At 44.8% G+C, this 20,703-nt stretch carries 15 protein-coding genes and 1 pseudogene; 9 read left to right on the top strand and 7 right to left on the bottom strand.

Annotated elements, in window-relative coordinates; translation table 11 throughout:
- Nucleotides 1–144: 144 nt before the first annotated feature.
- From rstA to HGT73_RS03205, 5 genes and pseudogenes are all read left to right on the top strand, one after another.
- Nucleotides 145–873, top strand: a complete 729-nt coding sequence (gene rstA, locus HGT73_RS03225; protein WP_214212230.1) for a two-component system response regulator RstA — start codon at nt 145–147, stop codon at nt 871–873.
- Nucleotides 870–2,192 carry a two-component system sensor histidine kinase RstB gene (gene rstB, locus HGT73_RS03220; RefSeq protein ID WP_214212229.1) on the top strand — a complete coding sequence of 441 codons (1,323 nt, stop codon included), beginning with the start codon at nt 870–872 and terminating at the stop codon, nt 2,190–2,192. The genes rstA and rstB overlap by 4 nt, the downstream gene beginning before the upstream one ends.
- Entirely contained in the window at nt 2,189–3,676 is a 1,488-nt protein-coding gene (locus HGT73_RS03215; RefSeq protein ID WP_214212495.1) for a carboxypeptidase M32, read from the top strand. The genes rstB and HGT73_RS03215 overlap by 4 nt, the downstream gene beginning before the upstream one ends.
- Before the next feature lie 125 nt (nt 3,677–3,801).
- Nucleotides 3,802–4,110: pseudogene (gene asr, locus HGT73_RS03210) on the top strand (acid resistance repetitive basic protein Asr); the annotation flags it as partial.
- Nucleotides 4,111–4,358: 248 nt separating this feature from the next.
- Entirely contained in the window at nt 4,359–5,171 is an 813-nt protein-coding gene (locus tag HGT73_RS03205) for a trypsin-like serine peptidase (RefSeq protein ID WP_214212227.1), read from the top strand.
- A gap of 18 nt (nt 5,172–5,189) precedes the next feature.
- On the opposite strand, the gene hrpA is transcribed toward HGT73_RS03205, so the two are convergent.
- Nucleotides 5,190–9,092, bottom strand: coding sequence for an ATP-dependent RNA helicase HrpA (gene hrpA / locus HGT73_RS03200; RefSeq protein ID WP_214212226.1), 3,903 nt, complete (start codon nt 9,090–9,092; stop codon nt 5,190–5,192).
- Between the two features lie 250 nt (nt 9,093–9,342).
- Here hrpA and HGT73_RS03195 point away from each other — a divergent pair, with 250 nt between their 5' ends.
- Entirely contained in the window at nt 9,343–9,936 is a 594-nt protein-coding gene (locus HGT73_RS03195) for an FMN-dependent NADH-azoreductase (RefSeq protein ID WP_214212225.1), read from the top strand.
- 90 nt (nt 9,937–10,026) lie between these two features.
- On the opposite strand, the gene HGT73_RS03190 is transcribed toward HGT73_RS03195, so the two are convergent.
- Nucleotides 10,027–10,242 (bottom strand): YnbE family lipoprotein, encoded by a 216-nt coding sequence (locus tag HGT73_RS03190; RefSeq protein ID WP_214212224.1) that lies wholly within the window; start codon nt 10,240–10,242, stop codon nt 10,027–10,029.
- Nucleotides 10,239–12,860 (bottom strand): YdbH family protein, encoded by a 2,622-nt coding sequence (locus HGT73_RS03185; RefSeq protein ID WP_214212223.1) that lies wholly within the window; start codon nt 12,858–12,860, stop codon nt 10,239–10,241. The genes HGT73_RS03190 and HGT73_RS03185 overlap by 4 nt, the downstream gene beginning before the upstream one ends.
- A gap of 147 nt (nt 12,861–13,007) precedes the next feature.
- On the opposite strand from HGT73_RS03185, the gene HGT73_RS03180 reads away from it, so the two are divergent.
- Nucleotides 13,008–14,003, top strand: coding sequence for a 2-hydroxyacid dehydrogenase (locus HGT73_RS03180; RefSeq protein WP_214212222.1), 996 nt, complete (start codon nt 13,008–13,010; stop codon nt 14,001–14,003).
- Between the two features lie 27 nt (nt 14,004–14,030).
- Here HGT73_RS03180 and HGT73_RS03175 read toward each other — a convergent pair whose 3' ends face one another.
- Complete coding sequence (locus HGT73_RS03175) at nt 14,031–14,297, bottom strand: putative hemolysin (RefSeq protein ID WP_214212221.1); 267 nt, start codon at nt 14,295–14,297, stop codon at nt 14,031–14,033.
- Nucleotides 14,298–14,550: 253 nt separating this feature from the next.
- On the opposite strand from HGT73_RS03175, the gene ttcA reads away from it, so the two are divergent.
- Nucleotides 14,551–15,486 (top strand): tRNA 2-thiocytidine(32) synthetase TtcA, encoded by a 936-nt coding sequence (ttcA, locus tag HGT73_RS03170; RefSeq protein ID WP_214212220.1) that lies wholly within the window; start codon nt 14,551–14,553, stop codon nt 15,484–15,486.
- Between the two features lie 229 nt (nt 15,487–15,715).
- On the opposite strand, the gene zntB is transcribed toward ttcA, so the two are convergent.
- Together zntB and HGT73_RS03160 are read right to left on the bottom strand one after the other, a co-directional pair.
- Entirely contained in the window at nt 15,716–16,699 is a 984-nt protein-coding gene (gene zntB, locus HGT73_RS03165; RefSeq protein ID WP_214212219.1) for a zinc transporter ZntB, read from the bottom strand.
- An 81-nt stretch (nt 16,700–16,780) separates the two neighbouring features.
- Nucleotides 16,781–18,388: a peptide ABC transporter substrate-binding protein gene (locus tag HGT73_RS03160; RefSeq protein ID WP_214212218.1), complete on the bottom strand. Its 1,608-nt coding sequence runs from the start codon at nt 18,386–18,388 to the stop codon at nt 16,781–16,783.
- A 165-nt stretch (nt 18,389–18,553) separates the two neighbouring features.
- Here HGT73_RS03160 and tpx point away from each other — a divergent pair, with 165 nt between their 5' ends.
- Entirely contained in the window at nt 18,554–19,057 is a 504-nt protein-coding gene (tpx, locus tag HGT73_RS03155) for a thiol peroxidase (protein WP_214212217.1), read from the top strand.
- Nucleotides 19,058–19,108: 51 nt separating this feature from the next.
- Here the strand turns inward: tpx and tyrR are convergent, their stop codons facing one another.
- Nucleotides 19,109–20,659, bottom strand: coding sequence for a transcriptional regulator TyrR (gene tyrR, locus HGT73_RS03150; protein WP_214212216.1), 1,551 nt, complete (start codon nt 20,657–20,659; stop codon nt 19,109–19,111).
- Nucleotides 20,660–20,703: the final 44 nt, after the last annotated feature.

Below are 20,703 nucleotides of genomic sequence, written 5' to 3'. Positions count from 1 at the left end.
TCATTGATTCCACTTATCTGCGGCGCTTATAGTCGCATATAATTACGCAATTATACCAGCAAGAGATGCCTTTTTCGTGATAACGTAGTTATAATTTCCAATAACGTTGTTTTATTGTTAAATAATAAAAGAAATTTGTTAAAAATGAATAAAATAGTTTACGTTGAAGATGAAATTGAAGTCGGTCAATTAATTGCCGCTTACCTTAAAAAACACGACATTGATGTGATTATCGAAACACGTGGCGATCGGGCGGAAGAGGTCATTTTAAATGAGAATCCTGACCTCGTGTTACTTGATATCATGTTACCTGGAAAAGATGGGATGTCCCTCTGTCGAGATTTACGGACACAGTGGCAAGGGCCGATAGTTCTTTTAACCTCACTGGATAGTGATATGAATCATATTTTGGCGTTGGAGATGGGGGCAAATGATTACATATTAAAAACCACCCCACCCGCTGTGCTGTTAGCACGGCTACGTCTCCATCTGCGTCAAAAACAGCAGCACGCCCCCTCAGAAGAACGAACAGTGACACAACGGCATAGCCGAATGGTGAGCTTTGGCAAACTCTCCATTGATATGCTTAACCGGCAGGTGGTGCTCGATGGTGAAATCATTGCCCTTTCAACGGCAGATTTTGACTTATTGTGGGAATTAGCTAGCCATGCGGGGCAAATTCTTAATCGTGATGTGCTATTACAAACCCTACGTGGGGTAAGCTATGATGGCATGGATCGCAGTATCGATGTCGCTATTTCACGTCTGCGGAAAAAACTCTACGATAGTGCCACTGAGCCTTTTCGTATAAAAACAATTCGTAATAAAGGGTACCTGTTTGCCCCCCAAGCTTGGGAAAAAGATTCAGAATGAAAAAATTGTTCATTCAATTTTACCTGTTACTGTTCGTCTGTTTTATCGTGATGACTTTACTCGTGGGCTTAGTCTATAAAATGACCGCCGAGCGGGCTGGCCGACAATCTATGAACGATTTAATGGCCAGTTCGTTGTCATTAATGCGTAGCGAATTACGGGAGATCCCGCCTAAAGATTGGAATAGCACTATTGCTAATCTTGACCTAAATCTCTCGTTTAAATTACATATTGAACCCCTGACTAACTATCAGCTGCCTGCTGACGATATGCGTCGATTACATGCAGGCGAAATTGTTGCGTTAGACGACCAATATACGTTTATCCAGCATATTCCCCGCAGCCATTATGTTTTATCTGTAGGCCCGATTCCTTATCTCTTTTTCTTACATCAAATGCGCATGCTTGATGTCCTGCTATTAACCTTTATCGCCATGTCACTGGCACTGCCGGTCTTTATTTGGATGCGTCCGCATTGGCAAGAAATGTTGAAGCTGGAAAAAATGGCCCAACGATTTGGCGACGGTGATTTAGATGCGCGAACACAATTTGAAAATACATCGAGCCTATACCGTCTTGGCGTCGCCTTTAACCAAATGGCAGATAATATTAAAGATTTAGTCGCCAGCAAAAAACTGCTTATCGATGGCATCGCTCATGAACTTAGGACCCCCCTAGTCCGTTTACGCTATCGCTTGGAAATGAGTGATAATCTCTCACAAGCAGAGTCAAGCGCATTAAATCGTGATATAGGCCAATTAGAAGGATTGATCCAAGAGCTGCTCACTTTTGCTCGATTGGACAGACCGCAAGTTGCACTCTCACTACAACAAGTTGATCTGCGCGAGTGGCTCATCGAATGGGGAGATGATTTACGCCTGATCCGCTCAGATAAAAGTATTGAACTGGATATTCCTCCGCAGGCACAGCTGCATATTACCGACCATCGATTAATGGAACGTGTGCTTGATAATTTAGTTAATAACGCCCTACGCTATGCAGAACAACGGCTACGTATTAGTTTATGGTTCGATCAACAAAACGGATACTTACAAGTTGAAGATGATGGACCGGGTATCCCCCCTGAACAACGGATGAAGATATTTGAACCCTTTGTAAGGCTAGACCCGAGTCGTGATCGGGCAACAGGGGGTTGTGGCCTCGGTCTTGCGATCGTTCATTCCATTGCCCAAGCCTTCCAAGGAGGTATTCGTGCGGAAAGTAGCCCGCTTGGTGGCGCCTGTTTTCGTTTCAGCTGGCCATTGAGTGTTTTTACCAATGAATCCATGACACTGTCCTCTGTTCGTAAGGATAAATAATGAACGCTTATCACTCACTCACTGAACGCTTTAAACGTTTATCCCGTTTGGAACACCTTTCTGCTATTGCAGGATGGGATATGCAAACCATGATGCCCAGCGGGGGCAGCCAAGCTAGAGGCGAAGCACTGGCTGAATTAAGTGTGATGCACCATGAAATATTAACGCAATCCAGCACCGGAGAATGGCTTGATCGCGCTGCGCAAGAGAGCCTTGACGACGATCAGCGTGCCAACCTCACAGAGATGCAACGCCACTACACCGATGCGGCACTTTTACCTGCTGAATTGGTTGAAGCAAAAGCCTTAGCCGGTAGCCGTTGTGAGCAAGCCTGGCGACAACAGCGTATAGATAACGATTGGCATGGCTTTAAACAAAATCTTAAACCTGTCGTCGAACTTTCCCGTCAAGAAGCCAAACTGCGAGCAGCCGTACAGGGAAGTACACCTTATGATGCCCTATTAAATCTTTACGAACCGGGCATGACAAGTGAGCAACTCGATACACTGTTTGGTGATTTAACCCAATGGTTACCGGAACTGTTACAACAGGTTGTCGCCAGTCAGCCGCCATTGCCTGCCTTACCCGCGACACGGATTTTTCCCATTTCGCAACAAAAAGCACTGGCTGAAACGGTCATGCAATTACTCGATTTTGACGTGACACAAGGTCGACTTGACGTGAGTGCACACCCTTTTTGTGGGGGCGTCCCTAGCGATGTTCGCATCACAACACGCTATGACTCAGCAGAGTTTCTCAGTGCCTTAATGGGCGTTATTCACGAAACCGGTCATGCACGTTATGAACAAAATCTCCCTAAACACTGGGCGGGACAACCGATTGGCCTAGCCCGCTCTACTGCGATCCATGAGTCACAAAGTCTATTTATGGAAATGCAATTGGGTCGTAGTCAACCCTTCCTCCAGCGTATCCACCCACTTATCTGTCAACATTTAACGGCAGCTAATGCTCTCTCGCTTAATGATTTAGTTCGACAGGTGCAACATGTTTCCCCTGGTTTGATTCGTGTGGATGCAGATGAAGTCAGTTATCCCGCTCATATTATTTTGCGCTATGAAATAGAACGTTCATTAATTAATGGCGAAGTCGAGGTCGAGGACATTCCCGAGTTGTGGGATGACAAAATGCAACGTTATTTAGGACTCAGTACTGCAGGTAATTATCGTGATGGTTGTATGCAAGATATTCATTGGACCGATGGCTCTTTCGGCTATTTCCCGACCTATACATTAGGTGCAATGTACGCCGCACAACTGTTTAATGCCATGCAAACCCAATTACCCAAAGTGCATGAGGCCATTAAAATTGGTGATTTTACACCTGTTTTCCAATGGCTTAATGATAATATCTGGTGTCACGGTAGCCGCTATCCAGTCAATACATTGATTCGTCAAGCCACGGGTGAAATATTGAATCCGCGATGGTTTAAACAACATTTGCAGCATCGTTACCTCGGCCGATAAGCACATTGTACATACCGTTACATACCGATACCAATCACATACGGACAGCAGCAGCGATTACTCATATAGTGCATCTACCAGCTCCGCAGTGGGCTATCCGATAATGTGATATGAAGGAAATTAAAATGAAAAAGCTTTTCGCACTGGTAGTTGCCGCGGCTATGGGTATTTCTTCAGCAGCTTTCGCTGCAGACACCACCGCTACTCCAGCAGCTACAACTACTGCTCCTGCAGCGACTTCAGCAACTACAACTGCTAAAACGACTGCAGCGCCTACTAAGCATCATGCTAAAAAGCATCATGCTAAGAAAGCAAAACCTGCAGCAGCTCAAAAAGCGCAAGCAGCTAAAAAGCACCACGCTAAGAAAGCAGCACCTGCAGCCGCTCAAAAAGCACAAGCAGCTAAAAAGCACCACGCTAAGAAAGTCACTAAGAAATAAGATAGCTTAACACTCTACTAGCGTCATAGTGATATAAACACCCGGTCAAACCGGGTGTTTCTTTACTGGAGTCTACCCATGATGCGCCGCTACCGTTATGAAATTATTCTTCTGACCGTCGTTGTCTGCGGCATTATGGCTGCGTGCTGTTTTATCTAACATCATAATTACCTTCCCTTTTCTGAACTGATACGTCTATAGTATCGCTACACTAAAATTTCCTTCCTGCCGTTGAGAACATTATGCACTTCAAAAGATTGTGTTTATTTGCCCTGATCTGCTGTAATTTTCATGCTTACGCGGATGACGATACGCCTAGCGCATCTCAAATTAAAACACTGTTTTTTGGTAAAGATCACCGTGTGGAAATCAGTCGTCCTCAAGATCATCCGTGGGATGCCATCGGGCAACTGGAAACGGAAAGCGGCAATCTCTGTACCGCTACCCTCATCTCACCTCATGTTGCTTTAACCGCGGGACACTGTTTACTTGCCCCTCCTGGGAAATTTGATCCCCCTGTAGCGATTCGTTTTGTCACAACTAAGAAAGGTTGGCTGTATGAATTGCACGATATTGATGCCAAAGTGGCCCCTGGCCTTGCAGGTAAATTAAAACCGGCCGGAGAAGGATGGATTGTCCCGGCAAAAGCGGCTCCTTCTGATTATGCCGTCGTGATCCTACGTAATCCCCCTTCGGCAATTACACCAATTCCAATCTTTAATGGTGAACGAAGTCAGTTAATCGCCGCCCTAAAGTCGGTAAATAATCAAGTCACACAAGCGGGTTACCCTGCAGATAATTTAGATAAGCTCTTTGCCCATGAAGGATGTAAGGTAACGGGATGGTCACAAACTGCCGTTCTTTCTCATCAATGCGATACGTTACCGGGTGACAGTGGTTCACCGCTTATGATTAATATTAATAATCAATGGCAAATCATTGGGGTACAGAGTTCTGCTCCTTCACCGGAAGATCGCTATCGCGCAGATAACCGCGCCATTGCGGTAAGCTCATTCAACAGTAAAATTCCAACATTGACTAATGCTATTAACTAGCGAATGACCGCCGAGCCTTTAGCTCGGCGTTTCCTCGAGTAACTGAGTGATACGTTTTTCTGATACCGGATAGGGGGTGCCTAATTGTTGAGCAAATAAACTGACTCGCAACTCCTCGATCATCCAACGCACTGTTATTACTTTCTCATTTTCCTGTTCAGCTTTTGGTAATTTATTACGATAGCGCTGCAACTGTTGTTCAACCTGCTGCACTCGTAACATACGAGCGCGATCACTGTGCGGATCGACAGGTAATTTATCGAGTCGTCGTTCAATAGCTTGCAAATAACGTAATGTATCACCGAGTTTCTGCCAGCCATTTTTCGTCACAAATCCTGAAAAAACAAGATGTGAAAGTTGTGCTTTAATATCGCTTAGCGCTAATGCTAACGCCATATCCACACGACCTTTTAGTCGCTTATTAATAGCAAATACCGTCGAAAGAATCTGTTCAACTTGCTGGGCAATTTCTACAACAGTCTGGTTAAGTTCAGCCCTAACCTTTTCTTTGAGCACCGTAAAATGCTGCTCATCCCACACTAATCCACCTTGCTGTGCCATAATTTTATCAATGCCGCAGTGGATACAATCATCAATAAGCTGTAACACTTGTCCATAAGGGTTAAAGTAGAGACCAAGTTTGGCTTTATTCGGCAGTTTTTCGTGTAGATACTTTATTGGCGACGGAATATTTAATAATAATAGACGACGCTGTCCTTGCCACATGGCATGTTGTTGCTCGGCTTCGGTATCGAACAGTTTTATTGCCACACTCTGCTTTTCATCCACCAACGCAGGCCACGCCTTGAGGGTAAACCCGGCTTGTTGACGACTGAAAATTTGTGGTAAGTCACCAAAACTCCACTCGGTAACCCCCTGTTGTTCTAACCCAACATCAGCAACTTCTGATAAGGTTTCACGTACCTTGCCTTTAAGTTTACGTTGCAGGTCTGATAAGGATTTACCTTCCTCTAATCGTTGGTTATCGCCATCCACCACACGAAAAGTCATTTTTAAATGATCGGGGATCTGCTCAAGCTGCCAAGCTTCGCGATCGATGGTCACCCCACTCATACGCCGAAACTCTCGTTCAAGACTTTCGAGTAACGGAGCCTCAAATGCCGCGGCACGTCCCAAAAAGGCTTGGGCATAATCCGGCGCTGGAACAAAGTTACGGCGTAGCGGTTTTGGTAGCGACTTAATTAAAGCCACTACCAACTCTTTACGTAGGCCGGGGATCTGCCAATCAAACCCTGTTTCATCAATTTGATTTAACAACGGCAATGGAATATGTACAGTAACACCATCCGCATCGTTACCTGGCTCAAACTGATAACTCAATGGCAATTGAACATTGCCTTGACGCCAATGATTGGGATAATCGTTCGCATCAATCTGCCCTGCGCCATCACGTACCAACATTGTTTTCTTGAAATCGAGTTGGTGGGGATCTTGTTGAGAAGCGCGTTTCCACCACTTGTCAAAATGACAAACCGAGACAATATCGCTAGGAATGCGTTGTTCATAAAACGCAAACAGTGTTTCATCGTCGACTAAAATATCTCTACGTCGTGATTTATGCTCAAGATCTTCAACCTCAAGGCGTAGTTGTTGATTATGAGAAAAGAAGCGATGCGAGGTTAACCACTCACCTTCGACTAACGCATGGCGAATCAATAACTCACGACATAGATGGGGATCAATAGCGCTATAATTCACTTTACGTTGGGCGACAATCGGTAACCCATACAGCGTCACTTTTTCATAAGCGGCAACGGCACCTTGCTTTTTCTCCCAGTGGGGTTCGCTGTAACTCTTTTTAACCAAGTGGCCTGCAAGAGGCTCAATCCATTCGGGTTCAATTTTGGCTGCAATTCTGCCCCAAAGTTTGCTCGTTTCGACGAGCTCGGCCACCATGACCCACTTTGGCGGCTTTTTAAATAGGCTCGATGCAGGGAAAAGATGAAAGCGAGTTTGACGTGCCCCGATAAATTCGCCCTTTTCGACCTCTTTTTGCCCTATACGAGATAATAATCCGCTTAACAATGCGCTATGTAACTCACGATACGGCGCTGGTTGACTATTAACGGGTAAGCCTAGTTCACGTACAACTTGGCGTAATTGCGTATAGATGTCCTGCCATTCACGAATTCGCAAATAGTTAAGATAGTCACTTTTACAGTGTCGACGAAATTGATTGCCTGATAACGCTTTCTGCTGTTCTTGCACATAATTCCACAAATTTACCCACGCAAGAAAATCAGACTCTTTATCGGCAAAGCGGCGGTGTTTTTCATCAGAAGCTTGCTGACGATCAATGGGTCGCTCACGTGGGTCTTGAATCGATAGCGCCGCGGTGATAATCATCACCTCTCGCACACAACCAAACTGTTGGGCCGATATCACCATTTTGGCCAAACGCGGATCAATAGGTAGTTGTGCCAGTTGTCGACCAATAGCAGTAAGCCTATGTGCCCCTTGCGAACTATTGTCTATTGCCCCCAACTCCTCAAGTAACCGCACGCCATCTTGAATGTTGCGGTTATCCGGCTTTTCAACAAATGGAAAATGCTGAATATTACCGAGACCTAGCGCTGTCATTTGTAAAATCACTGACGCGAGATTAGTTCGTAAAATTTCAGGATCAGTAAATGCCGGTCGTGACAGGTAATCATCTTCAGCATATAGACGAATACAAATTCCATCGGAGACCCGTCCACAACGACCTGCCCGCTGATTCGCCGAGGCCTGAGAGATAGGTTCTATGGGTAAGCGTTGTACTTTAGTCCGATAGCTGTAACGACTAATCCTAGCCGTGCCCGGGTCGATGACGTATTTAATTCCCGGCACAGTGAGTGATGTTTCGGCAACATTCGTGGCTAAAACAATCCGGCGTCCACTGTGCGATTGGAATACTCGGTTTTGTTCACTGTTAGAGAGTCGTGCATACAGAGGTAAGATCTCAGTATGTTTGAGATCCCGACGAGACAATGCGTCAGCAGTATCACGGATTTCACGCTCGCCACTTAGAAATATAAGGATATCGCCAGGGGGTTCACGGTAGAGTTCGTCCACCGCATCGAAGATCGCTTGTAGCTGGTCACGGTCGCCCTCACTGCTCTGTTCACTGACAGGACGATAGCGAATTTCAACTGGATAGGTACGACCCGATACTTCAATAATTGGTGCATGATTAAAGTGCTGTGAAAATCGCTCAGGATCGATAGTTGCCGAAGTAATGATGACTTTTAAATCGGGTCGTTTTGGCAGAAGTTCACGTAAATACCCGAGCAAAAAATCGATATTCAGACTACGTTCATGCGCTTCATCGATAATGAGGGTATCATACTGCAGTAGAAGTTTATCCTGCTGGATCTCTGCTAACAAAATTCCGTCAGTCATCAATTTAATATGAGTCTGCTCAGAAATCTGATCGGTAAAACGTACACGGTAACCGACGACACTCCCCAGTGAGCTACCCAGTTCTTCGGCAATTCGTGTTGCAACGGTTCGTGCTGCTAAGCGTCGCGGTTGCGTATGACCAATTAAACCTTGGCGTCCACGCCCCAAAGCCAAACAAATTTTCGGTATTTGCGTTGTCTTACCTGAGCCGGTCTCACCGGCAATAATCACTACCTGATTTTCTTCGATGGCTTGGGCAATCGCTTGCTGCTTTTGGCTGACAGGGAGATTATCGGGAAAATGTATGACGGCAGGTCGGCTGGCATCGTGAATAGCCAACCGCTGTTCTGCAGCCTGAAGGTCATCTTCAATTTTCGATAAAACAGCTTGCCGTGATTCAGGGCGTGTAATTTTATCGATACCTCTCAATCTTCGGCGAAGCTGTTGGCGATCACGCAGTGATACCTTTTCAGCGCGCGCCCAAAGAGAAGAAAGAGTCATCGATTCATGAGTAGACATAGAACGGAATTACCTTGAAATATAAGCAATGGAGGATGTTATCTCTATGGTAGGCGAAATCGCTTATCCTTGATGCTGCGAGTATAGCATAGCTCTATGTTAAACGGCAGGCGGCGGAATTCGACAGCCGCGTAGGGATTAACACAGTATTATTCAGATTATTTGAATAGAAACATCGAAAAGATTGCCTTTTTTCCACCAACATTTCCCTCTATAGTAACGTTAACTTAACGTATAACGAGGAAATCCCATGAGCAAAGTATTGATTCTGAAGTCCAGTATCCTGGCGGAATATTCTCAATCTAACCATCTTGCTGATTTTTATGCTGAGCAAGCAAAAGCCAAAGGTGACACTGTCACTATTCGCGACTTGGCTGCTAACCCAATTCCCGTTCTTGATGGCGAGTTAGTCGGTGCATTACGTCCTAGCGAAGCACCACTGAGTGATCGCCAACAAGAAGCATTAACGCTTTCTGACCAACTTATCGAAGAGCTAAAGGCACATGATGTCATCGTTTTCGGTGCCCCCATGTATAACTTCAATATCTCGACGCAGTTGAAAAACTACTTTGATTTAATTGCTCGTGCAGGCGTGACTTTCCGCTACACCGACAAAGGGCCGGAAGGGTTAATTACCGGGAAAAAAGCGGTGGTACTCTCAACGCGTGGTGGTATCCACAAAGATACTCCAACTGACCTCGTTACCCCTTACCTCGCACTGTTCCTCGGTTTTATCGGTCTTACCGATGTTACAACCGTGCTTGCAGAAGGAATGGCTTACGGTCCAGAATTTGCGACAAAATCTCTTGACCAAGCGAAAGCGGAAATCACTGCGCTGATTTAATCCTCAGTCAAGATCAATAAAGCGCCTTGGTGGCTATCCCTAGAAAACGTAACGTGACTGGGGACATCCTCTCGGCGCTTTTTTTATAGATTACTTGGGCGCTTGCATTTTCGACGGCGTTCTTTCAGCTTGTCGCTGATTAATTAAACGCTCAACATCAGGATCGGCTTTAATAGTGATCTCATGGTCAACCTTGACGTTCATATTGATGGTAATTGGTTCTTTAGGCGCCGCAACTTCAATTTTGGGTATACATCCGACCAATGCTGTTGAGATAACAACTATCGCGATAATGCCTATTTTCATTGTCTGTTCTCCATATTAGCAGGCAGCCGAGTCTGTTCCTCTATCCACGACTGTAAATTATCGCCATAGCTCAAACTCCGCCATAGCATAAAAATATTTTCCTCATGTTGATAATTTAAATTTACACGTTGTCTTTTATCATCAAAGAGGCTCGTTCCATGAATTTGAGATCTCATTAATAAATCCCCTTTAGCATTTACTTGTACTGTGGCATAGGATTTTGAGATCTCCATATAGCGCAACCAATCTATTGCGGCTCCGGCTGCAATATTATTCTTCAATATTTGATCCAGTAAATCCTTATCAACGCGAAGTGTTAGGCCTTTATCATCCTTTATCCACCCGTTTTCAATTAACCACGGTGAATTCTCAATCCAGAAAGGCAACTCACCACTGACTTTTCCTGACATGGCAATCTGTTTAGGGTGAATCGCGGTAATGAGCTGACTTAACCCAAGATGCTTAATCTCTAATAATGCGCTGTGATGCTGAGGAAGATGCAAATGTTGCATGGCGAGTGTGCCGCCAAAAATATTGAGAGAGGCATCATTAATATCCAAAGGGTGTTCTTCATCCCAAGGCCAACTCCCTTTAACTTTAAGGGTGAGATCACTCATTGGAAATTTGTTCTCAATATTAGCAATATGTAATGACACTGGCGCACGCAGACCAAAGTGCCAACGATCTTGGCTAAAGCGAAAAGGCAAAGAGAAATTAACCCCTTGAAATTGGTAATCAGGTAGCCAGACATTCCCTTCAGTCACGACCCCATGACCACCGGCTTGGAACCCTTTTTCATCGGTGAAAGAGAAAGCGGCCTGCGCGCGTAATCGTCCAGCGCGTAAAGCAATATTTTTCGATGAACCCACCAGAGGCTGAAAAACAGTCAGCGACTGTTCTGGCCACCATGCTCGGCCTAACCAGCGCCGATTATCCCGACGCCCAATAACACGAACTGGGCCGATATTCCCAGCCACCATTTGTCCTTTAAAGGTAAATTGCTCAGGAGTCGGTCCTTGGACACTGAGATCTAATTGCGATGACGGGAGCTGGCTGGTTTGGCCGAAAAAGGTTTGATCAGCGGTAATTTTAAATTTTCCCGTAAATTGGCGATTATCCTTTTGCGTCACCCAATGAGCGGGATGCTGCAATGTCATACGTGGTTGTTGCATTAACATGCTGCCATAACGGATTTGGTCGAAGCCGGTGGACAACGAGGTTAATGTAATTTCCTCGTTATGCCAAAAACCTCGCCCTTGCACATCCCAATTAGCGTTGATAGGTAAAATCATTCCCTTTCCCCAATAACGCCAATCCCATCGACCTTTATCCGGTAAAAAGTTACTGGCCATACCGGCTAAATGCAGCAAATAAAAACTACTACGTTCATTTCTAACCATAAAGTTGGCTTGTAACAGACCGCTTAACCCTTGCGATGTCAGACGAACCCCCGCAATTGGCCAGCGCGCTTCATCAACTTCCCAACCAGGAAGGATCTCACCGCGCATCAATAACATCGCTTTAGGTTGAAAATGAATAACGGGTGAGAATAATGAGCCTCTCAATAGTGCAGGAAGCCCGGCATAAAATTGCAGGGCTTTCAATTTCGCAGTGCCAGTGAGTCTCAGCGGAAATTCGTTTTCTGAAAACGATAAGCGACCCGGACCTAAGGTTAATACGATATTTCCTTTTCCACCTCGTCCTTGGGTCAGAGCATTAACACGACCGGTCAACGTAGTCTGTTCGATCCCCTTTTGCCAATTTTTTGCAGAGAGTGAGAAGAAGCCACTTAGGTTTTGCCCGACCAATGGCCATGCCCACTTTCCTTGTTCAATACTGAACGTATCGGCGGTTAATGCATAAGGCGCGCTTAATAGTTGCTGTTGTGTACTATCATCATTAACAGTCAATGAACCTTGTTGATGGTCATGGGTTAAAAGAATACTTAGGGGATTCGGGTATGTGTCTACCCAGGCTTTAGTTTCTATCGACATCTGCTCAGGGAGTGCCGTTAACTGATCGGCAAGAGTTATTTTTCCTGACAGCGTTAATGGTTGTTGAAAGAGAGGATATTCGATCGCTACTTTGTGGATATTGAGCGTTTGCCCAACGAGATCCATATCGAGCTGTAATGCTGTACCCTGATAGGTCAAATGCTGCTGAGCGCCCAAAGATGTAAAGTGTAAAGCACCTTGATAGCTAGGCCAAGGCGTGATTTCCACTGAGGCGATATCAAGATTACTACTTGGCAAAATTTGCTGTAATTGTCGAAGAGTCATCGGTGCTGCGTTAGACGAACTTACTGTTGGCCACTGCTTGATACAATCGCTATTAATCGTCAGCTTTTCTGCGGAAATTTTCAATGGATAGCCGCTCAGTGCCACACGAGGATCGGTTAACTGCGCGAGCTGACACCCTTGTGCAGAAAGTGACAAGGACGGTAACGAAAGATGAGACAAGGAGAGCGAAAATCCGCTTTGTCGCTCGACCGTGACCCCATCAGGAAGATAATAATGGACTAATGGGATAAACCAAAGATTAATAGAAAGGACTAAGCCAATCAGGCTAATACCTATAATTGCAAAAGCAAATACAATATAGCGCAACGCTAACGACATATTTCCGTATCCCTTATAACGCTTTTAACAAATCCTATTAACTTATTAATTCTATTTATTATTTTACGCATATAAAAATGATGTAGCGCAAAAAATGTAATCGCCTATCGAAGTATAACATCACCAGTCTCTAATGGAGAAAAAACTATGAAAATTGCGGTTTACAGTACTAAAAGCTATGACCAAGCAGTCCTCACTCATGTCAATAAACACTTCAATTATACATTTAGTTTCTTTGACTTTCGCCTAACCGCCGAAACGGCGAAAAATGCCGTCGGGCATCAAGCCGTCTGTTTGTTTGTCAATGATGAGTGTAATGAAACTATTTTAACTGAACTTCATCGTTTAGGTATTCACGTAATCGCGCTGCGCTGCGCTGGGTTTGATAATATCGATCTCCCCACTGCACAAAATTTAGGTATGAGTGTCGTACGCGTTCCCGCCTATTCACCGGAAGCGGTTGCCGAGCACGCTATCGGTATGATGATGTGCCTAAATCGCCGTATTCATCGTGCTTATCAACGGACGCGTGAAGGTAACTTCTCTCTTGAAGGACTGACCGGTTTTAATATGTTCGGGAAAACGGCAGGGATTATTGGTACGGGAAAAATAGGCCTGGCTACATTACGTATTTTACGTGGATTTGGCATGGAGTTACTTGCGACAGATCCCTATCCCTCTTCCGAGGCACTGAGTTTAGGGGTAACCTACACGCCGTTAGAAGAATTACTCACCCGCGCAGACATTATCTCCTTACACTGCCCAATGACAGCCGATAATCACCATCTACTCAATGCAGAGGCATTTGCGAAAATGAAAAAAGGGGTGATGATTATTAATACGAGTCGCGGCAGTCTGATTGATTCCTCTGCAGCCATTGAAGCGTTAAAACAGGGCAAAGTAGGATCGCTGGGTATGGACGTCTATGAAAATGAGCGTGATCTGTTTTTCGAGGATAAATCGAACGAGATCATCCAAGACGATATCTTTGGACGCCTCTCAGCGTGCCATAATGTCCTCTTCACTGGACACCAAGCCTTCCTCACGCAAGAAGCGCTGACCAGTATTGCACACACAACCCTGAGTAACTTATCGCAAATTTTTGCCGGTCAACCCTGCGAAAATGCGGTCAAGTACGAGTAGAAGTGTATTGCACGCTAGGGATAGCCGTTAGCGTGCACAATGCCCATTGATTAACGCTGCTTCACTACAACGCTTACCATTGACCAACTGGCACATGCCAATACGGCTACCGTCTAATTGCCGTGTATACGCAAGTGCCCCCCCTGCCATGGCACAGTTATCCATCGCGACAACAGACATATGTACGGGTTGGATGTGAGCGGCTGTTGCTTGCTGTTCAGGTTCTACATTTTTGTGACTGCAACCAGCGAGTAGCACGATACTACCAGCAAGCATCAAAGAAACAACTTTCATTCGGTTAGCTCCAGAGGGGTCTATAATATCCATGAAAATATGTCAGAGTTGCCGCCATTAATCGAGTCATTACATATCTTTTTACGATTTATTTTAACAAAAACATCTAGAAGGGTAATTTTAAAGAGTTTTGATGCAAAACTTCTGATTAACGTCGGAATTATGCTAGACTTCGCGGCGCGTTTGAACCGTCGCCCGTTCATCCGATATCAGACGACTTTTTCGTAGAATTCTTGATTCAGGTACTCGCTTAATGTCATTCAATCCCGAAATTAACAGTAAACAGCAATATAACCTTAATAAATTACAAAAACGCTTACGTCGCAACGTCGGTGAGGCGATTGCTGATTTTTCTATGATTGAGGACGGCGACCGAATTATGGTCTGCCTCTCTGGCGGTAAAGATAGTTATACCTTACTTGAAATGCTACGTAGCTTACAAAAAAGCGCGCCGATCTCATTTTCCTTGATTGCGGTTAACCTAGACCAAAAACAGCCAGGCTTTCCTGGACATATCCTGCCTGAATATCTTGAGTCGCTAGGGGTTGAGTACAAAATTGTTGAAGAAGACACCTACTCTATCGTTAAAGATAAAATTCCTGAAGGGAAAACCACTTGTTCGCTCTGCTCACGGTTACGTCGCGGTATACTTTATCGTACGGCTACAGAGTTGGGCTGTACGAAGATTGCGTTAGGCCATCACCGCGATGATATTATTCAAACCTTATTTTTGAATATGTTTTACGGTGGAAAACTGAAAGGTATGCCACCGAAACTGATGAGTGACGACGGTAAACATATCGTTATTCGCCCCTTGGCCTACTGCCGGGAAAAAGATATTGTGCGTTTTTCTGAAGCGAAACAGTTCCCAATAATCCCTTGTAACTTATGCGGATCACAACCCAATTTACAACGTCAAGTCATTGGCGATATGTTACGTGAATGGGATAAGCGTTATCCTGGCAGAATCGAAACGATGTTTAGTGCCATGCAAAATATTGTTCCTTCGCATATGGCAGATACTGCATTATTTGATTTTCATGCAGTGACTCACGGTAGTGCTATTGTCGCGGGAGGAGATTTAGCTTTTGACCGCGAATCCTTACCCACAACGCCGATGGGGTGGCAGCCAGAAGATGACGATAATGAGCCACGTATTCAACAACGATTAGATATTGTTGAACTTTAATACCCAGAGGAAAGCAGCAGCTTTCCTTTTTTTTCGATAAAAAAAACCGGCCCTAGAAAACTAGGTGCCGGGGTCATGAGAATCAATTACGCTATGCTTTAATTCAAAAAGTAAGACAATGTGGAGCACAACGCCCATCGCTTGACGTTGCATTCACCTGCAAGAGAAATTATGCCTAAATGGCCACATTGACGTCTTGATTCAGATCACCTTTTAGCAAGTCTGGTGATTAGAGCCATTTTCGGTTCTTTAACCATAGAAAAACTGCAATCGCAATAATAACGAGCAACACACAGAAAATCGGAAAACCATAATGCCAACTGGCTCCCGGTATTCCCCCAAGATTGACGCCAAAGAGACCAGTCAAAAAGGTAGCCGGTAAAAATACCATTGCCATTAGCGACATGATGTAAGTTCGACGGTTCATCGACTCTGCGAGTAGTGCATCAATTTCATCACTGATCACGGCGGTACGTGCGATACCTGCATCTAGGTCTTCCAGCCCACGCCCTAACCGGTCGGAAATATCCTGCATAAGACGACGATCTTCATCTGCCATCCACGTAAATTTTTCGTTAGCAATGCGCGCAAATACATCCCGCTGGGGAGCCATATAACGTCGCATCACAATCAATTGTTTTCGTAAAAGAGCCATCTCCCCTCGAGCAGGAACTTTACCGTCTAATAGTGCATCTTCAAGAGCGATGATTCGATCGTAGAGTTGTTCAATAAACTCCCCACTTTGCTCTGTCAGGGCATCACAAAATTCAACAATCCAGTTACCCGCATTTTCCGCACCATGACCCTTTTGTAAATCTTCCCAGACATTATCGATGGCGCGGGCTTTGCGTTTACGGGTAGTAATGATTAAATCGCCATTGATAAAGACCCTTACAGCCACTAATTGGTCAGGTCGTGCATTATCATTATGGTTGATACTTCGTAGTACCAACATAAAGCCATCCGCGAGCCGACTAATACGCGGACGCATGCTGTCCCCGGCCAATGCATCACGAACCGCGTCCGGAATCAGTGGCGTTGATTGTAACCAGTCACGACTCTCTGTTGAAGAGTAATCCAAATGTACCCAACAAGGGTTGGTCGGCCCGACTTGACCTGCTGCACTGAGAGGCAACATTCCCCCTTCACCATCCAACTGGCAAGCGATGATGGCATCTGGCACATGCAACTCTTTAATGTCTATTGAATTCAAAGCTGACCCCTTATGCTCACTTTTAAAAAGTAGTCTAGATGAAAATCCGACTCACTCTGTGACTGAATAAGTAAAATTTTATTAATGTTTTTCAATGCGTAATTGGCGACTGTACACCACATCTTCAGGATTGGTAATCGGATAACCCTTTACCCAAGGCTTTATCAATCGTCCATTGGTATATTGATATATAGGTGCGATAGGGGCTTGCTCTGCAATGATCTTTTCTGCATCGTCATAGCTTTTTTCACGTTCTTCAGGCGAGGATTCGAGACTCGCTGCGTGGACAATTGCGTCATAATTTTTATCTGTAAATCGAGAAATATTACCGCTATTAGTGGAAGAAAGCAGAGAAAGGAATGTGGATGGCTCATTATAATCCCCCACCCATGATGCGCGTATCACATCGAAATTACCTTGTTTACGGCTGTCGATATACGTTTTCCACTCCTGATTGACTAGACTCACCTCAACACCTAGATTCTTCTTCCACATCGATGCAACAGCGATTGCAATCTGCTTGTTGTTATCCGAAGTATTGTAAAGGAGACTGATTTTTAATGGATGGTCTGGCCCAAATCCTGCTGAAGTTAACCACTGCTTCGCTTGCTGATTGCGCTCGTCCTGCGTTAACGACTGGTAAGGTAATGTGGGAGGTGTAAATCCTTGAGTAATATCTGGAGTAAAATACCATGCTGGCTTCTCGCCTGTGCCTAATATCTTGTCAGCGATAATGTTTCTATCGATGGACCAGGATAACGCTTTTCGCACATTTACGTTCGCTGTCGGCCCTTTTTGGGTGTTAAAAGCATAATAATACGTTCCCAATTGTGCCGGCGTATAAACCTCACCGGGTAGAGCCTTCTTTAATATTTGGTAACGGTTTTTTGGAAAGGACTCTGTAACATCGATAGCATTAGCTTCATACCAATGCATAGCGGTGACAGAATCATTGAGCGGCACGAAAGTCACCGTATTAATTGTGGTATGACTATTGTCCCAATAATACTGATTACGTGTGAGGACTACACGTTCATTGACCACATGCTGAGCCAACTGATAGGCCCCATTACCGATTAGATGGCCGGGCAGTGTCCACTGATTTCCATAAGTCGTTATCGCCTTTTCATAAACAGGATAAAGCGCAAAACTACTGGTTAAAATTGGAAACCATGCAACAGGGTGATCCAAGATGACTTGTAAATGCGTTTCATCAATCGCCCTCACCCCCAAACTATCAACAGGTTTTGTTCCTGCAGTAATTGCAGCTGCATTCTGTATGGCTGCCAATGCCGGAAACCACGCATACGGTGAGCTGGTTTTTGGATCAACCATTCGCCGCCAACTATATACGAAGTCTTTCGCTGTGACGGGTTGGCCGTCTGACCATTTTGCCGTTTTACGCAGCGTAAATATCCATGTTCTTTGGTCATTGGTGTGCCAACTTTCAGCGACTCCGGGAACCGGATGGCCCTGAGGATCCTGATTAGTTAACCCTTCAAATAAATCACGTAAAAGAGGAATTTCAGGAAGCCCGGTAGCTTGAGCAGGATCTAACGAAGCGGGTTCATCCTTAATTTGGCGGGTGATAGATTGTTGTGCAGCAAGCTCTTCAGAGTACGCCGCTCCTGCGGTGAGTAAACTCAAAGGTACTAGACAGACTATCGTCATTCGCGATAAGCAGTGCATAAGCGATATTCCTTAATCATTGATAGGAGATATAGTCTTAACTTAATGCGTGACTTTCGCATTTCAGCTCTCGATTAAACTGAAAAAGTATGTCATAAAAGTCGCGCTAACTCATTAAAGTTCCTACTAAATAGGAACGGTAGTTTTTTAATTAAGGAATCTAGAATGTCTCAAACTGTTACGCTAAAAGGGTCACCATTTGCAGTTGCCGGGCAACTCCCTGTCGTCGGTAGCAAAGCACCGGCTTTAACCTTAACCAATAAGGATCTAACAGATATTGAATTAGGGACTTATGCCGGAAAACGTAAAGTCATCAATATTTTTCCAAGTGTTGATACCGGGGTATGTGCTGCTTCTGTCCGTAAATTTAACCAATTAGCCTCAGGTTTAGCCAACACTGTTGTGCTTTGCGTTTCCGCAGACTTGCCTTTCGCACAAGCTCGTTTTTGTGCCGCGGATGGCCTTGAGAATGTCGATACGCTATCCACATTTCGCCATCCAGAGTTCCAACAGGACTGGGGAGTCGCATTACAAGAAGGTCCTTTAGCGGGATTAACGGCACGTGCAGTGGTCATACTTAACGAAAACGATGAAGTAATTTACAGCGAATTAGTGCCAGAAATTGCTCAAGAACCCGACTATGATGCGGCATTAAACAGCCTGAAATAAATGATTAGGCCAAGCACTTACGTGCTTGGCCTAATAAAAAAAACTTCACCACTACTCTTTATGCTCAGTATTTTTTTGTACAACCCCATATTCACGCAGCTTATTTGCAATAGCGGTATGCGAAACACCAAGACGTTTTGCTAACTTTCGGGTGCTTGGATAACTCGTATAAAGTTTAGTCAGAACCGAACGTTCAAAGCGACCATTAATTTCGTCGAGTGTCCCTTCGAGTTGTAAAACGTCAATCTCTTCATCGGTAGAATAATTGGGTAAAATAACATCTTGAGGGCGAAGTTCTTCACCATCACATTGCGCCATCGCAGCATATAAGCAATTTTTGAGCTGACGAATATTACCAGGCCAGTGATAGCGTCCTAAGTGGGCGGCAAGCGATGGAGAGAGACGCGGTGCAATGGTTCCCTGCTCTTGGGCAAAACGTGTTACGAAGAAACTTGATAGCGCCATAAGATCCTGCGGATGCTCGCGCAATGCTGGCAGCTGAATCGATAATACATTTAGGCGATAAAACAGATCCTCACGAAACTTTCCCTGATCGACCAGTTCTTGTAGATTTTTTTGTGTCGCACAAATCACACGCACATCAACATGAACTTCATGCTCATCACCAACTCGTCTAAAAGTACCATCATTGAGGAAACGCAATAATTTCGTTTGCAAACTGGGTGACATTTCACCAATTTCATCCAGAAACACGGAACCGCCTGCGGCCAACTCAAAAAATCCCTTTTGACTCTCTATAGCATTAGGATAAGCGCCGGCAGCATGGCCAAATAACTCACTTTCTGCGACATCATCGGGGATAGATCCACAATTCAGTGCGAGAAATGGGTGGCCATGTCGCGGGCTGTACTGATGACAGGCGCGCGCAAGGATATCTTTTCCCGTACCCGTTTCGCCGATGATTAACAATGGTGCATCGTGCATTGCCAGTTTTTTTGCACGTTGCACGAGCTGCCGCATTTTTGGACTCTCTGCAATAAAATGGTTAAAAGCTCCCTCAGTTTCCAAGGGATCAGGCTGTGATACCACTCCCCTCTGTGCCGTGGATTTGAACAGCAGCAATGTGCCGGTTTGTTGTACTTGTTGACTTTCATCATCTGGCAAGAAAAGTGGACAAGTTTCGAGAATAAAGTCACGCCCTTGTAAGGTTATTGGTACTGATTTTTTTTCTTGGGAAAGAGAGAGCTCTACACTGGGAAGTAATGCCGTCAATGGGTAGGACGTTGGCTTGTCGTTAAGGGAAAAAAGTTGCTGTGCCGCAGGGTTTACCAGTTCAATACGTCCTTTGAGATCCGTACATAAAATCGGTTCAGCTAAAGTATTTACCAGTGCGTGTAAAGCACGCTGGGCCTGTTCTGAAGGCATATAGTTGACACGACGGACATCGCTCACTCCAGATGTTCGCCTAATCTCGGCCATTAGCCCACTGAAATCATCAAAATTGACTGAACTAAAACGCAGATAAACTGTATAGTTTTCACCAATCTCAATCCCATAGAGATCGATGTTACGTTTGACCAACAAGTCCAATAATTCGCGTACTAATCCTTGCCGATCTTGGCATTGTACTTCTAAGCGCATGACAACTCTCCCCCAGCTACCTAATCGTAATAGTATACGCTAGC

This window comes from Rosenbergiella australiborealis (assembly GCF_018494035.1).
Lineage (GTDB): Bacteria > Pseudomonadota > Gammaproteobacteria > Enterobacterales > Enterobacteriaceae > Rosenbergiella > Rosenbergiella australiborealis.
The sequence above is the reverse complement of the archived record's forward strand: the minus strand, read 5'-3'. Positions and strand labels throughout refer to the sequence as shown.